Source organism: Massilia sp. S19_KUP03_FR1, assembly GCF_036688685.1.
Classification (GTDB): Bacteria; Pseudomonadota; Gammaproteobacteria; order Burkholderiales; family Burkholderiaceae_D; genus JALYUM01.
This window is the reverse complement of sequence record NZ_JAQQPS010000001.1, coordinates 256,638-271,482: the sequence shown is the minus strand read 5'-3', so window position 1 is coordinate 271,482 and position 14,845 is coordinate 256,638. Positions and strand designations below refer to the sequence as shown.

Annotated in this window: 14 protein-coding genes; 2 read left to right on the top strand and 12 right to left on the bottom strand. The window is 63.5% G+C overall.

Annotated elements, in window-relative coordinates; all coding sequences use genetic code 11:
• The 4 genes from V6M87_RS01195 to ndk form a co-directional block, all read right to left on the bottom strand.
• Window positions 1-894: a helix-turn-helix domain-containing protein gene (locus V6M87_RS01195; protein ID WP_332847889.1), complete on the bottom strand. Its 894-nt coding sequence runs from the start codon at window positions 892-894 to the stop codon at window positions 1-3.
• A 7-nt stretch (window positions 895-901) separates the two neighbouring features.
• Entirely contained in the window at window positions 902-1,705 is an 804-nt protein-coding gene (pilW, locus tag V6M87_RS01190; RefSeq protein WP_332847888.1) for a type IV pilus biogenesis/stability protein PilW, read from the bottom strand.
• Window positions 1,702-2,871 (bottom strand): 23S rRNA (adenine(2503)-C(2))-methyltransferase RlmN, encoded by a 1,170-nt coding sequence (rlmN, locus tag V6M87_RS01185; RefSeq protein ID WP_332847887.1) that lies wholly within the window; start codon window positions 2,869-2,871, stop codon window positions 1,702-1,704. The genes pilW and rlmN overlap by 4 nt, the downstream gene beginning before the upstream one ends.
• Window positions 2,872-2,949: 78 nt before the next feature.
• Window positions 2,950-3,363, bottom strand: a complete 414-nt coding sequence (ndk, locus tag V6M87_RS01180) for a nucleoside-diphosphate kinase (RefSeq protein WP_332847989.1) — start codon at window positions 3,361-3,363, stop codon at window positions 2,950-2,952.
• A 198-nt stretch (window positions 3,364-3,561) separates the two neighbouring features.
• On the opposite strand from ndk, the gene V6M87_RS01175 reads away from it, so the two are divergent.
• On the top strand, window positions 3,562-4,242 hold the full coding sequence (locus V6M87_RS01175; RefSeq protein WP_332847886.1) for a Bax inhibitor-1/YccA family protein: 681 nt from the start codon (window positions 3,562-3,564) through the stop codon (window positions 4,240-4,242).
• 160 nt (window positions 4,243-4,402) lie between these two features.
• On the opposite strand, the gene rlmD is transcribed toward V6M87_RS01175, so the two are convergent.
• The 7 genes from rlmD to V6M87_RS01140 form a co-directional block, all read right to left on the bottom strand.
• Window positions 4,403-5,746 carry a 23S rRNA (uracil(1939)-C(5))-methyltransferase RlmD gene (rlmD, locus tag V6M87_RS01170; protein WP_332847885.1) on the bottom strand — a complete coding sequence of 448 codons (1,344 nt, stop codon included), beginning with the start codon at window positions 5,744-5,746 and terminating at the stop codon, window positions 4,403-4,405.
• Window positions 5,747-5,785: 39 nt separating this feature from the next.
• Window positions 5,786-6,802 carry an RNA polymerase sigma factor RpoS gene (rpoS, locus tag V6M87_RS01165; protein ID WP_332847884.1) on the bottom strand — a complete coding sequence of 339 codons (1,017 nt, stop codon included), beginning with the start codon at window positions 6,800-6,802 and terminating at the stop codon, window positions 5,786-5,788.
• 9 nt (window positions 6,803-6,811) lie between these two features.
• Window positions 6,812-7,708 carry a peptidoglycan DD-metalloendopeptidase family protein gene (locus V6M87_RS01160; protein WP_332847883.1) on the bottom strand — a complete coding sequence of 299 codons (897 nt, stop codon included), beginning with the start codon at window positions 7,706-7,708 and terminating at the stop codon, window positions 6,812-6,814.
• A gap of 70 nt (window positions 7,709-7,778) precedes the next feature.
• Entirely contained in the window at window positions 7,779-8,714 is a 936-nt protein-coding gene (locus V6M87_RS01155; RefSeq protein ID WP_332847882.1) for a protein-L-isoaspartate(D-aspartate) O-methyltransferase, read from the bottom strand.
• A complete protein-coding gene (gene surE / locus V6M87_RS01150; protein ID WP_332847881.1) occupies window positions 8,711-9,469 on the bottom strand; it encodes a 5'/3'-nucleotidase SurE in 759 nt (252 codons plus the stop codon). The genes V6M87_RS01155 and surE overlap by 4 nt, the downstream gene beginning before the upstream one ends.
• A gap of 84 nt (window positions 9,470-9,553) precedes the next feature.
• On the bottom strand, window positions 9,554-11,035 hold the full coding sequence (locus V6M87_RS01145) for a hypothetical protein (RefSeq protein ID WP_332847880.1): 1,482 nt from the start codon (window positions 11,033-11,035) through the stop codon (window positions 9,554-9,556).
• A gap of 22 nt (window positions 11,036-11,057) precedes the next feature.
• Window positions 11,058-11,666, bottom strand: a complete 609-nt coding sequence (locus V6M87_RS01140; RefSeq protein WP_332847879.1) for a toll/interleukin-1 receptor domain-containing protein — start codon at window positions 11,664-11,666, stop codon at window positions 11,058-11,060.
• A 173-nt stretch (window positions 11,667-11,839) separates the two neighbouring features.
• Between V6M87_RS01140 and V6M87_RS01135 the strand changes: the two genes are divergently transcribed.
• A complete protein-coding gene (locus V6M87_RS01135; RefSeq protein ID WP_332847878.1) occupies window positions 11,840-12,820 on the top strand; it encodes an NADPH:quinone oxidoreductase family protein in 981 nt (326 codons plus the stop codon).
• Here V6M87_RS01135 and V6M87_RS01130 read toward each other — a convergent pair.
• On the bottom strand, window positions 12,804-14,825 hold the full coding sequence (locus V6M87_RS01130; protein WP_332847877.1) for an ATP-dependent DNA helicase: 2,022 nt from the start codon (window positions 14,823-14,825) through the stop codon (window positions 12,804-12,806). The two genes, V6M87_RS01135 and V6M87_RS01130, sit on opposite strands and share 17 nt — an antisense overlap.
• Between the last annotated feature and the right edge of the window lie 20 nt (window positions 14,826-14,845).

Genomic DNA, 14,845 nt, shown 5'->3' with positions numbered 1-14,845 from the left:
TTACTTCAGCGCTACGCGCGAAAAAGTTTTACCTGGCGTCAGGGGCAGTGCCACCGTTTCGCCGCGCAAGGTCACACCGACGGCATCCGGCTTGCCCACCACCACCGTTACCGGCTCGGTGACATCGAAGGTCTCGGTGCTGCCGCCCTTGACCAGGCGCGCGATCAGGGGCTTGCCGCCGCTGACCTTGCGCACTTGCAGCCACGAGTCTTCCTTGACGATGATGACCAGGGCGTTGCCGCCCGGTGCCGGCGCGGCAGCAACGACAGGCGCCGGTGCGCTCACGCCCTGCGTGGTCACGCCCGTGACCACGGTGTTGTTGGTGGATGCTTGCGGCGGCACCGAAATGAGCGGCACCGCGGTGCCCGGCAGCTCGGGCGCCATGGTCAGCGGCGCCATGGTCGTGGCCGCCACCGGCGCGGTGGCCACTGCTGCCGGCGTGTGATGCATGCCCGGCAGCGCGCCGAATTTATAGGCGACACCGGCCACCACCAGCACAGCCACGACCGCCGCAGCGATCATGCCCAGCGGCAGCGTGCTGCGCTTGCCGTGGCTCGGGAAGCGCACTTCCGAAAACGCCGCCGGGCGCTCGCGCCGCGGCGCGCTGCCGGTGTTCGGACCGGTCGCGCCAAGGTCGATCAGGGCCACCAGCGGCACCGGATCGAGTTTCACGATTTTCGCGTACGCGCGCACGAAGCCGCGCGTTACGGCCGGGCTCGGCAAGGAAGCGTAATCGCCTGCTTCCAGGGCCACCACCTGGCGCACGGCTAGTTTCAGCTGGTCGGCTACCTGTTCAACGGTCCAGCCCATCGCTTCGCGCTGGGCAGCCAGGGTCTGGCCGGGGATGCTGCTTGGATCCGGCGTGGCCGGCAAGTCTGCGCGGTCTGCATTCATAGTCGCCTCACTCATCAAAAGCACCGCGCTGGAGGGCCGTATTTTCGGGCGATCCAGGGAAACGCCGTTGCAACTGCCCGGTCAGGCTTGCTTCCAGGGTGCGCTCGCCAAGCTTGCGCGCCACCCTGATCGCCAGCCACAGCGTTTCGGCCGACAACGCGTCGAGTTTCGACGTCGTCGTCAGGCGGTTAATGTAAAAACCGGCACGTTTGTAATCGTGCCGCTCGAAGTAAGCCCGGCTCAGTCCGGCGTTCGACTGGGCCAGGTCAGGATCGTAGCGCAACGCTTCCGTGAAATACTTCTCGGCCGTTGCATATTGTTTGGTCTTGAGGCTGCAATTGCCCGCATTGACCAGCGCGGAAATCGGCGTGGCGTACATGCGGTTTTTCAGGGCCAGGTCGAAATACGTCATCGCCTGGGCCGGCCGGGCGCCGGACGCGCACAGGAACGAGCCGTAGTTGTTGGCCAGGTCCGGGTTATTCGGCGCCAACCGCAAGGCGCGCTGGTAATTTTCGTCTGCCAGCGTGGTTTCGTTCATCGCCGTGTAAATCAGGGCGCGCACGCCGTAGGCGTCGGCCGAGTCGGGATTGGCGGCAATCGCCTGCTTGATTTCATCGAGGGCAACTTCGTATTTGGCGTCCTGGTAGTAGCCGATCGCCAGCTGCATGCGGATGGTGGCGCGCTTTTCCTGCGCCGACTGGTCGGACGCCGTCTTCAGCTCGCGCGTGCTGCCACCGTCGCCCATGCCGCCTTTGCTGGCACAAGCGCCCAGCACCAGCGAGGCCAGGACCACCGCAAGGGCGGCCTTCAAGAACGGATCTCCACGATCTTGCCAAAGTTGGCGCCAAATTTTTGCTGATATTCCGCCATCTTTTCCATGCGCTGTACCACCTTGGTGCGATCCTGCACTTCGCCAGCGAGCTGGCCGCATGCAGCATCGATATCGTCGCCGCGCGTTTTGCGCACGGTAGTAACCAGGCCGCCATCCATCAGCACCTGGGCGAACGACTTGATGCGCGGATTTTTCGAGCGCAGCAGGCCGGATTCCGGAAAAGGATTGAAGGGGATCAGATTGAATTTGCACGACACGCCCACGACCGGGTCGTTGACCAGTGCCAGCAATTCACGCGCATGTTCGTCGCTGTCGTTGACGCCGTCGAGCATGCAGTATTCAAAGGTAATAAAGTCGCGCGGGGCAAATGCCAGGTAGCGCTTGCACGCCGCCATCAGTTCGCGCAGCGGGTATTTCTTGTTCAGAGGGATGAGACTATCGCGCAGCGCATCGTTCGACGCGTGCAATGAGACCGCCAGCGCCACCGGCACTTCTTGCGACAGCTTGTCCATCATCGGGACCACGCCCGACGTCGACAGCGTGACGCGACGACGCGATAGGCCGTAGGCGTTATCGTCGAGCATGAGTTTGAGTGCAGTGACGGTCGGCTCGAAGTTCAGCAGCGGCTCGCCCATGCCCATCATCACCACGTTGGTGATCTGGCGTTCGCCTTTCGGGCCGGGCTCGATGCCCTTGGTACGGCGCAGTTCGAATTCGGCCATCCACAACTGGCCGATAATTTCCGCCACCGTGAGGTTGCGATTAAAACCTTGCTTGCCGGTGGAGCAGAAGCGGCAATTGACGGCGCAGCCCGCTTGCGTGGAGATGCACAGCGTGCCGCGGTTTTCTTCCGGGATGAACACTGTTTCGACCGCATTGCCATTGCCCACGTCGACCAGCCACTTGCGGGTGCCGTCAGTGGAGGTGTTGTCGCTGATGATGCCCGGCGAGCGGATTTCGGCGCGGGTCTTCAGCTTATCGCGCAGGGACTTGGCCAGATCGGTCATGGCGTCGAAGTCGGACGCGCCAAACTGGTGAATCCAGCGCTGCAGTTGCTTGGCGCGAAACGGCTTCTCACCCAACTCGCCGCAGTAAGCGACCAGTTGCGCGGGATCGAAGTCCAGCAAGTTGGTGAGAGTCGTCATGTTCTGTTTTCCGTGATGAGCCGTTCCCGCGCGCGAGGCGCAGCAGGGAACGGCGGGGTCGTGCTGACTACTTGAAAATTACTTGGCTTCTGGGAAGAAGTAAGCGATTTCTTCTTTGGCTGCTTCGACACCGTCCGAACCGTGGACAGCGTTGGCATCGATCGAATCGGCGAAATCGGCGCGGATGGTGCCTTTTTCTGCTTTTTTCGGATCGGTGGCGCCCATCAGGTCACGGTGGGCCAGGACGGCGTTTTCGCCTTCCAGGGCTTGAATCATGACAGGACCGGAAACCATGAAGTCGACCAGGTCTTTGAAGAAGCCGCGCTCTTTGTGGGCAGCGTAGAAACCTTCAGCTTGTTCGCGCGACAGTTGGGTCATGCGGGCTGCAACGATCTTCAGGCCAGCGCCTTCAAAACGGCTGTAGATTTGACCGATGACATTTTTTGCCACTGCATCAGGTTTGATGATCGACAGGGTGCGTTCGATTGCCATGTAAAACTCCAATAAAAAGAAAGGTTTAAATCGAGAACTTAGTAACTCAATCAACCTTGGATTTTACCATACATCCCCTCCCCGGCCCAGATTGCGATGGGAGGGTCGCCAGGCCGTCTGTACGCATTTTTGACAGCATGGTATTCTGTGGCGACGCGTTTCACGCTATTTTTTACACTTTCACCCACTGGAGGCACCATGATCCCGTCATTGCAACAAACTTATGACCTGGGCTCGACCCAGGCCGTGCGCCACCGCGTTCTGCGCAATACTTACTGGCTGCTGGCGCTGTCGATGATTCCGACGGTGCTCGGTGCGTTCATCGGCGTGTCGCTGAAACTGCCGATGTTATCCGGCGGCATGGGCTTCATCGTCTTCATGGCGATTGCCTTCGGCTTCATCTTCGCCATCGAAAAAACCAAGGATTCGGCAGCCGGCGTGGCCGTGCTGCTGGGCTTCACGTTCTTCATGGGCCTGATGCTCACGCCTTTGCTGCGGCACACGCTCGGCTACAGCAACGGTGGCAGCCTGATCATGACCGCGTTCGGCGGCACCGCCTGCGTGTTTGCCGTCATGGCCAGCATCGCCACCACCAGCAAGCGCGATTTCTCGGCCATGGGCAGCTGGCTGATGGCCGGCCTGGTGGTGCTGGTCCTGGCCTCCATCGCCAATATCTTCCTGGGCATGTCAGCGCTGTCGATCGTCATTTCGGTGCTGGCAATCGGGATTTTCTCGGCCTTCATCCTGTTCGATGTGCAGCGCATCATCAACGGTGGCGAAACCAACTACATCCGCGCGACGCTGTCGATTTACCTGGATGTGTACAATATTTTCACCAGCTTGCTGTCCCTGCTGGGCTTGGGTGGCAGCCGCGATTGATTCCAGGCTGCACCAAAAGAAAAACCGCCTTCGGGCGGTTTTTTTATGGGCGACCTGAAAACCGTCACACCGGCGAACGCCGGTGCCCATACCGAGCATGCAGAAAGGTGCTGTTGATTCAGTATGGATCCCGGCGTGCGCCGGGAGGACGGTCTTGAGATTACGGCAGGTCGAACACCGCAATCGACTCCACGTGCGAGGTATGCGGGAACATATTCACCACCCCCGCCTTCTTCAGCACGTAGCCGGCCTGGTGCACCAGGATATCGGCATCGCGCGCCAGCGTCGACGGGCTGCACGACACATACACGATGCGCTTCGGCATCAGGTCCGGGTGACTGGTGGACAAGGCTGCCAGTGCCTCTGCCAGCGCCACCGCGCCATCGCGCGGCGGGTCGATCAGCATGCGGTCAAAACGGCCCAGCGCAACCAGGTGCCCGGCCGTCACCTCGAACAAATTGCGCGTCTGGAAGCTGGTTTTCTCGGACAGACCGTTCGCTTTTGCATTGTCCAGGGCGCGCGACGTGAGCGCCGAACTGCCTTCGATCCCCACCACTTCGCGCGCCTGAGTCGCCAGCGGCAAGGTAAAATTGCCGAGGCCGCAGAACAGGTCGGCCACGCGATCATCCGGCTGCACGTCCAGCAAGCGCAGTGCCTTGCCCACCAGCACGCGATTGATGTGGTGGTTCACCTGGGTGAAATCGACCGGCTTGAACGGCATCTTGATGCCGAATTCCGGCAGCGTGTAGTACAGCTCGGGGCCGATCGGGTAGTACGGCACCGCCGTCTCCGGCCCCTTGGTCTGCAACCACCACTGGATATTCCAGCGGTCGGCGAAGGCCCGCATCAGGACGGCGTCAGCAGCCGTCAACGGCGCCATGATGCGCGCCGCCAGCACCGTCAGGCCTTCGCCGATGGCCACTTCGATTTGCGGCAGCTGGTCGTAGATCGACAGCATGACGATCAGTTCGCGCAGCGGCACCAGCATGGCGGCCACGTGGTCGGGCAGGATTTCGCAGGTGACGATGTCGGCCACGAAGCTGGATGCGCGCTCGTGGAAACCGACCAGGACCGTCTCTTTTTTCGCTACGTGGCGCACCGACAGGCGCGCGCGGTAGCGGTAATCCCAGGTCGGACCGTACATCGGCCGCATGATGTTCTCGGCACGCACCTTGCCGATGTGGGCCAGATTGTCTTCCAGTACGCGCTGCTTCATTGCAACCTGCGCCGATGGGTCGAGGTGCTGCATCGAGCAGCCGCCGCAGACATCGAAATGGCGGCACCTGGGTGTCACGCGCATGGAGGACGCCTGGCCGCGCATGCCGGTCATGCGCCCGGCTTCCCAGTTCTTCTTTTTCTTGAAGCTGAGGAAACTGACGCGCTCGCCCGGCAAGGCGCCTTCGACGAAAATCACCTTGCCCTGGCTGCCATCCTCATTGACAAGGTGGCCGACGCCTCTGGCGTCCATATCGAGAGTTTTGATGGTGATGAAGGTGTCTGGCATGGCTCGTGGAAGTGGCTGGGCTGGCTCAGCCCGCGCGCATCATAACAAGGAATCGCGCACCACGCCACGGGCGGCCATGGCCCGCTTGAGCTTGATGAGGGCTTCCTGCTGGATCTGGCGCACGCGCTCGCGCGTGACACCCATCTCCTCGGCCAGCGTTTCAAGCGTGGCCGGGTCGTCGTTGTCGAGGCCAAAACGGCGCATGACGACGATGCGCTGCTTGTCGGGCAGGCGCGTGAGCCAGTCGCGCACCAGCACCGTCATTTCGCTGTGCTCGGCGCGCACGTCGGGGCCGTCGGCCGATTCGCCGGGCAACATGTCCATCAGGCTGGACGAGGGATCGTTGTCGAGCGGGGCATCGAGCGAGCTGGCGTGTTCGGACAGGGCCAGGATGTCCTGCACTTCCTCCACCGGCCGGCCGACCAGGTGGGCGATATCTTCCACGCTGGCGTCCTTGCCGGCGCCCGGGCCGGCATTGTGCTGGGACTCGAGGTGGTATTTGGCACGCAGGATCTGGTTCAGTTCGCGCACCATGTGCACCGGCAGGCGCACGGTGCGGGCCTGGTTCATGATGGCGCGCTCGATGCTCTGGCGGATCCACCAGGTGGCGTAGGTGGAAAAACGGAACCCGCGCTCCGGCTCGAACTTGTCGATGGCGCGCATCAGGCCGAGGTTGCCCTCTTCGATCATGTCGAGCAGAACCACGCCGCGATTGATGTAGTGCTTGGCGATCGACACGACCAGGCGCAGGTTGTGTTCGATCATGGTCTGGCGGGCGGGGAAATCGCCCGCCTTGGCCAGCGTGGCGAAATGGACTTCCTGGGGGGCGGTGAGCAGCGGGCGGGTGCCGATCTGGTTCAGGTAGTGCTGGGTGGTGTCGGTCGAGAGCTCGGCCGCCAGCACTTTTTTGAGTTCGTCGACGGTGTCGAGCGGCACCGCCACTTCGGGCACAGGGACATCGTCCTCCGCATCGAGCGCAGCTGCCAGCAGATCGTCCGCGTCACCGGAAACGTCTGCATCGGCGTCGTCGTCCATTGCGTTCGGCGGATGCGTCATCGATTCCCTCTATCGGCTGGGCAGGAACCTGGACGGGTCGACCGGTTTGCCCTGCTGGCGAATTTCAAAGTGCAGTTTGACGCTGTCGGCGTCCGAATTGCCCATCTCCGCGATGGTCTGACCCTTGACGACAGGATCGCCTTCCTTGACCACGATGGCACGGTTGTGGGCATATGCCGACAGCACGTTGTTGCTGTGTTTGACGATCACCAGATTACCATATCCGCGGATGCCCGAGCCAGCATACATAACTTTTCCGCCGCTGGCGGCCAGCACGCGCTGGCCCAGCTTGCCTGCGATGTCGATGCCCTTGTTCTTGCCTTCTTCAAACGTGCCGATGATCTTGCCTTCCGACGGCCACATCCAGGACACCTTGTCTTCGTCGGACAGCGCCGGTGCGGCCACGCTCGGCACGGCAGGCGCCAGGGCGCCCTCGGCCGGACGGGCATCGACCACGCGTGGCGGCGCCACCGGAAGCGGTTTTTTGGGTGCCGCGGGCGCCGTCGTCGAGCGCGTATCGCTCGGGGGCATGCTGATGGCCGAGGTGGTCACACCGGTGGCTGGGCGCTCGCCCGGCGCGCTGGCCGGCGCCACGCGCAACACCTGGCCGACCTTGATGTCATTGGCGTCGGTCAGGCTGTTCCATGCCACCAGGTCGCGGTAGTTCTGGCCATGGTCGAGGGCGATGCGCAGCAGCGTGTCGCCGCGCCGCACGGTGTAGCTGCCCTTTGCGTCGCCGCGGATCTCTTCAATGACGACCGGCGGCGGGGTGACGGGACGATAATTGGAGGAAGAGGCGCCGATCGAGCGGTCGACGACGACGGGCCCCTTGCGGGGTGATGTCTGGCAGGCAGACAACAAGCCAATGGTCAGGGTCAGCAGGATTAAACGGGGTATTGGATTCATTCTCATCTTGTCATGTTACGGGCGAACCCCTTACGAACCCGTGCGCACGCCGGGGTGGTCACCCGGCGGCTCAGGCGATGCCTGGGCGCAGTGGCACGAAATGGCAGGCTTCCAGCGTTTCGCTGGTCCACTCTTTTTCGCCGATGCGGGTAATCCGCTGCAAATGCTGCTGCTGGCCACCCACGGGGGCGACCAGCCGGGCGCCGATGGCCAGCTGTTCCAGCAGGGCGCGCGGCACTTCGATGCCGGCGGCCGCCAGGATAATGCCGTCAAATGGCGCCACCTGCGGCAGCCCAAGCATACCATCTCCGTAGTGCAAGCGCAGGTTTGGGATCCGCAGCGGCCGCAAATTAGTCTTGGCCAGCTCGTGCAAGGGCTTGAGGCGCTCGATCGAATACACCTCCTGCGCGACACAGGCCAGCACCGCCGCCTGGTAGCCGCAGCCGGTGCCGATTTCGAGCACGCGCCCAAGCGGCCGGCCCGCCTGCATCGCCTCGATCATGCGCGCCACGATGTAGGGCTGCGAAATGGTCTGGTTGTGGCCAATCGGCAGCGAAGCGTCGACGTAGGCCTGGGCCGACATGGCCGGCTCCAGGAACATGTGGCGCGGCACCGCCTGCATGGCTGCCAGCACCGCCCGGTCGCGCACACCCTGGCGCTCGACCCGGGCGACCATGGCGCGCCGCACCGCATCGGACACCATCATGTCGGGACGGTCCTGCGCCGCGCGTTCCTGCTGGCGGCGCTCCTGGCCGGCGCGCTCATGCTGATTTTCCAGCTGGCGCCGTTCGTGTGGCGACACCAGCTTGTGCTGCTGTACCTTGCCGGGCGGGGCGTAGCCGGGCTGGCGCGGCGACGCCGGCTGGGCCGGCGGCACGAAGGCCTGGTGCGCGGCATTGCGCGTGGCCGTCTGCGGCGTGGCCACCGGGGCCGGCGCCACGCCCTTGCGCGCCGGACCGGTCACCGACGACAGGGGCAAGGGGAAGGTGCTGCGTTTTTCGCTCATTTGTTCCACCCCGCCAACCCCTGCTGCAGCAGCGCCAACTGCGGCTTGTGGGTCAGGTCGACCTGCAGCGGCGTGATCGACACCCTGCCCTGTGCGGTCGCGTGGAAATCGGTGCCGTCGCCGCCATCGCGCCGGGCGCCCGGCGCCCCCCCCCCACCGATCCAGAAAATCTCGCGCCCGCGCGGGTCGAGCATGCGCACAACCGGTTCGGACTGGTGGCGCTTGCCGAGGCGGGTGGCGACGAAGGCGCCCATCTGCTCGTAGGGCAGGTTGGGAATATTCACGTTGAGCAGGTAGGGCGCGTCAAGCATGGCGGCGTGGCGCAGCACGATGTCGCGCGCAACCCGGCCAGCCGCGTCGACGTGCGCCCAGTCCGGATCGACCTGCGAAAAAGCAATCGCCGGGATGCCGAACAAATAGCCTTCGGTGGCGGCGGCGACGGTGCCGGAATAGAGCGTGTCATCACCCATGTTCTGGCCGTTGTTGATGCCGGACACGACCAGATCGGGCGGCGTAGCGAGCAAGGCCGTCATGGCGATGTGAACGCAGTCGCTGGGCGTGCCGTTGACGACATAAAAACCGTTCGCCGCACGCTGCACCGACAGCGGCCGGTCGAGTGTCAGAGAGTTCGATGCGCCGGAGCGGTTGCCATCCGGCGCCACCACGGTAATCTCCGCCACCGACGCGAGCGCATCCGCCAGCGCCGCGAGGCCTGGTGCAAGATAACCGTCGTCGTTACTAATGAGGATACGCATGCGCCGATTTTAACCGAAGCAACCCCACCTAGCGCACCTGGCAAACTTTATTTGTAGCAAGAGGTTACCAAGATTCACTTGACTTCACGTCGTTGCGAGCGGGTGCCCGGCCACCGCCTCGTTCAGTACCTGTTCCAGCGACGCCAGTTCATCCTGCGTGAAGGCCAGCAAGGCGTCGGTATCGTTGTCGTGGCGATACACCAGCTTGATCAGCGCCGCACCGCGCCGGCGCAAGGCGTGCGCCACAGCCGGACACAGCACCAGGTCGCGCAGCCGGTCGGCCACGGGCCGCGCCTCGGACAGCGCCTGCCGGTCGACCAGTTGTTGCAGATGATCGAGCTGGTGGGTGACGGCATCGGCCACGCGCGGCGCCGGCACCGACAGCACGGCATGCGCCAGCGAGCGCAGGGCGGGAAACTGCACCGGCGCGTCCCTGCCGGCATAGCGCCCCGCCCCCGCATACGCCTCGGAAAAGCGCCCGAGCAGCTTGTGCACATCGTGGGACTGGTCCACAGCCAGGGTCGCGACGATGGTGCGCAGCAGCATCAATTCGGCATGGGATTGCCATGGGAAATAGCCGTCGGCAAACCAGTCGAGCAAGGCCAGCAGCGTGCGCCCGGTGGCCAGGCGGTCGGCGTCGGCACCGCTCGCGGGGATGTCGCCGGCATCGAGCGGCGCCAACTGTATTTTGTCGAAATAGCTTTCCAGCGACAGGTGGGTGCGGCCATAGCTCGCTTCCATCAATGACTCGAGCTCCTGCTGATAACCCGGAAGCTGCGCAGCGCTGGACGCAGATACCTGCGCCGCTGCGGCGCGGCAAACACGCCGCCAGGCCTGGGGCCAGGCGCCATCGCTGCGGGTGGACATGCACGGCAGCGGGTACAGCAGCAAGGGCCGCTGGGCCTCCTCGTGGGTGACGCGGTAGGCGATGGCGCGCTCGACCACCCCGCACAAGCCGTCCAGGCTGCGTCTGGATGGCGTGAACAGGCCGACGATTTTATCGGGCAACAAGCTGGTGCAGACGCTGACCGCTGCCGAACGGCCGCAGCGGGCATCGATGAACACGTGGCGGAACGCTGCGGCCAACTGGACGCGCCAATGTAGCAGCAGGGGTGGACAGGCGAGAAACAGGGCATCCCAGTCGAGCCGCGCGGCGCGTTCGCCGTAGCTGGCGTCGATGCGGCCGGCGCGCAACAGGTACAGGGGGCGGCTGGTATCGACCCGCTCGACGTAGTCGCGCCAGTCGTGGGTGGCCAGTATTTGCTGCGCCCTCGCCTGCGCATCCGCGCCGTCCTGCGGCATGGCCGCCAGCTGGTCGCGGCAGGCGGTAAACAATTCCAGCAAGCCGGGACGCTCGCCGGCATTGCCGAACAAGTGATGCAGGCCGGGCGCTTCCAGGTCCCAGTCGATCATCAGCACCGGCTGGCTGCCGTGCCGCGGACCGGCCAGCAGCCAGGCCATATTCGACAGCACCAGGCTGCGCGCCGCGCCGCTGTCGTACGCATAAAACGTGGTCAGCTCGCCCGCGCCGGTCGCGGCACCTGGCGTGATGCTAGGCATGTCCATGGTTCTCCTTTTGTCAGGTGGGTCAGATGCGCGGAAAATTCAGCGACGCAGTCGCGCGCCACGGTGGTGGGACAGCAGGGAGCACGAATTGGTTGCAGTCGTGGCCCGGCGGCGTGAACTTTTTCTGCAGCTGATAATGCGTGGCAATGCGTTTCACGATCTTGTCGATGTGCGGCAGAAATTCCGGATTCGATTTGAGGTCGGTGGTGGCCATCGTAAAGTGCGAAAAGTCCACGTACATGCGCGCGCTGGCAATTTGCGGCGGCAAATGTTCCGGGTGCTGCGTCATGATCACGGGAATGATCAGGTTGCTGGGCATGGTGTACCAGGCGCTGCGCTCCTGTTCGATCAATTGCATGGCTGCATACTCGCGCCGCGTGTAGGCATGCGCTTCGTATTTCGGCGTGTAGATCAGAATCATGCAGACGCTTTCGCACATCGCGCGTGCAATTTTGAGGTCGAGGTCGCCGCCGCCCCCCAGCTGTTCGGTGTCGACGAACAGCTCTTCCTCGTTGTCGAAATGCGGTTCCAGGTAGCAGCGCAGCGCATCCACCAGGGCGGCCTTGAAACGCTGCATCAGTTCATGTTTACCGTGGGCATAACTGAAGAAACAACCGTAGCGGATCGCCATCGCTCTCCCCCTGTATTGACATGCATCGCAGAACGATTACGGTAACCGTGCCATGCGCATCTTTTCGACTGTAGCCAAGCAAAACACGCGCCATTTTGCGGACGCACAGCCGGGCGGGGCCTTGGGGCATAATTACTTACCAACGGTTTAATAAAATTAACGAGGAGACAGAAATGAAAGCAGTCGTCTGCAAAGCGTGGGGCCCGCCCGATGATCTCGTCGTAGAGGAAGTGTCCGATCTGGTCGCCGGCCCCGGTGAGGTCGTCGTCGACGTCAAGGCGGCCGGCGTGAATTTTCCCGATGTCCTGACGGTCCAGGGGAAATACCAGTTCAAGCCCGAGCTGCCGTTCACGCCCGGCAACGAGTTTTCCGGCGTGATCCGCGCCGTCGGTGAAGGCGTCGCCGGCTACAAGACTGGTAACAAGGTGATTGCCTTCACGCGCCAGGGCGCGTTTGCCGAACAGGCCGTGGTGCCGGCCAGCATGCTGATGCCGATGCCGCCGGGCATGGACTTCGATACTGCGGCCGCCATCACGCTCACCTACGGCACCTCGTATCACGCAGTGGTCGATCGCGCCGCGTTGCAGGCGGGCGAAACCATGCTGGTACTGGGCGCAGCCGGCGGCGTGGGCCTGGCGGCGATCGAGATCGGCAAGGCGCTGGGGGCACGGGTGATTGCCGCGGCGTCCAGCGCCGAAAAACTTGCCGTGTGCCGCGAGCATGGCGCTGACGTGTGCATCAACTACAGCACCGAAGATTTAAGGGAAGCGATCAAGGCCGCCACGGGCGGCAAGGGCCCGGACGTGATTTACGACCCGGTCGGCGGCGACTACGCCGAACCGGCATTCCGCTCGATTGCCTGGGGCGGGCGCTATTTGGTCGTCGGGTTTGCCAACGGCGCCATCCCGGCGCTGCCATTCAACCTGATGCTGCTAAAAGGTGCGTCGGTGGTCGGCGTGTTCTGGGGCGAATTTGCCCGGCGCGAACCGAAGGCCAACCTGGCCGGCATGCGTCAGCTGCTGGACTGGCTGGCGAAAGGCACGATCCGGCCGCGCATTTCGGCACGTTATCCGTTGGCGCAGACGGCGCAGGCGCTCAATGACATGGCGGCGCGCAAGGTCACCGGCAAGGTCGTGATCATTCCGCAGGCTTGAAAAAAGCAATCACGTCCGCTTCGAGGCGGGTGCGTTTGAACGGCGGCAAGCTTTGCCAGATGCGCTTGCCGTACGGCTTGGAAATCAGGCGCGGATCGCAGATCATCAGCACGCCGCGATCCGTTTCGTCGCGGATCAGGCGGCCGGCGCCCTGTTTCAGGTTGATGATGGTTTCCGGCAGCTGGTGGTGCATGAAGCCATTCATGCCCTGCTTTTCCATCACTTCGATGCGCGCGGCCAGCACCGGATCGTCGGGCGGCGAAAATGGCAGCTTGTCGATGATGACCAGCGACAATGCATCGCCGCGCACGTCGACGCCTTCCCAGAAACTCTGGCTGCCGACCAGCACGCCGTTTCCCGCGCTGCGGAAATTGTCGAGCAACTCCGTGCGGCCGCGCTCGCCCTGCACGAACAAGGGATAGTCGAGGCCGCGGTCGGCGAATTCGCGCCGCAAACGCTCGGACACATGTTTTACCGCGCGAATGGTGGTGCACAGGAAAAAGGTGCGCCCGCCGGCTGCTTCGATGACCGGCAAGGCGACATCGATCACCGCATCCGTGTAGCCCATCGAGTTCGGCTCCGGCAAACCGTTCGGCACGTACAGCAAGCCTTGCTGTTCGTAGTCGAACGGGCTCGGCCACGTCATGGCCGGCTCGCCCGTCAGGCCCATCTGGTTCGAGAAATGTTTAAAATCGCTTTTCACGGCCAGGGTGGCGGAGGTAAAAATCCAGCTGCGCGGCGTGCCTTCGCGCTGGTTGGAAAAAATCGGCGCGATCGACAGCGGCGTCTTGTGCAGCTGCACCGACGACGAAAAGGCTTCCACCCACAACACCGCTTCTTCGCCGGCGGCCACTTTGCCTTTCGGGTCGGGCTTCCAGGCTTTATAGGCCGCGGCCAGGTCGACCGCGCGCACGCGGCAGGCCTCGATGGTTTCGGCGCGCGCGGCCTGGTCTTCCAGCGTATCGATCATGCCGTCGAGTTCGAGCTGCAGCTTTTCCAGCGCCGGGAAAAAGTCGGAACTGGTCGGAATTTGCGGCAGTGCCAGGCGCATGCTGTCCTGCGGAAAAGTCAGGCGCAAATCGCGCGCCGCTTTTTCCACTGCCATCACGACCTTGGCCCAGTCGGGGCCGCCACGCGCGTGCGCCAGGCCTTCGGCCAGCACGTCGCGGCACAATTCCAGCACTTGCGAGCTCGACACGGTGGTGCCGAAGAACAAGGTCGCCGTATCGGGCAGCTGGTGCGCCTCATCGAAAATGATGGTGTTGGCCGATGGCAGCAGCTCGGCCACGCCGGTGTCTTTCAAGGCCACGTCGGCAAAGAACAGGTGGTGGTTGACCACCACCACGTCGGCCTGCTGCGCTTCGCGGCGCGCTTTCATGACGAAGCAATCCTGATAGTATTGGCACTCGGCGCCCATGCAGCTGTCGCGCGTGGAGGTGACCAGGTTCCAGATCGGCGCGTTTTCCGGCACTTTGGACAGCTCGGCCTTGTCGCCCGAACTGGTCATCTTGATGAAGCGGGAAATTTCGCGCAGGTAGCCGACGTCATCGCGCGAGGTCAGGCGGCCGTTCTGCAAGGTGCGCTCGAGGTGGTAGTGGCAGACGTAATTCGAGCGGCCCTTGAGCAAGGCCACCGACACCGGCGCACGCAGCGCAGCGCGTACGGTCGGAATGTCGCGCGAAAACAATTGATCCTGCAAGTTTTTGGTACCGGTCGAGACGATGGTCTTGCCGCCCCATAGCAGCGCCGGCACCAGGTAGGCGAAGGTCTTGCCGGTGCCAGTACCTGCTTCGGCCATCAGGACGGTCTGGCCGGCAATGGCGGACGCGACCGACTTTGCCATCTCGGTTTGCGAGCGGCGCGGCGTAAAACTGCCAACGGCGGGCGCGAGCGGGCCGCCGGCGCCGAACAGGCGGTCGATCTCGGCATCGTGCTTGCCCACAGGCAGGGCGGCAGCGTCGGTGGTTGCGACTGGGGCGCTGGCGTCAGGAAGGGAATCGGTCAAAGTGGCATTTCAGTGGAAGC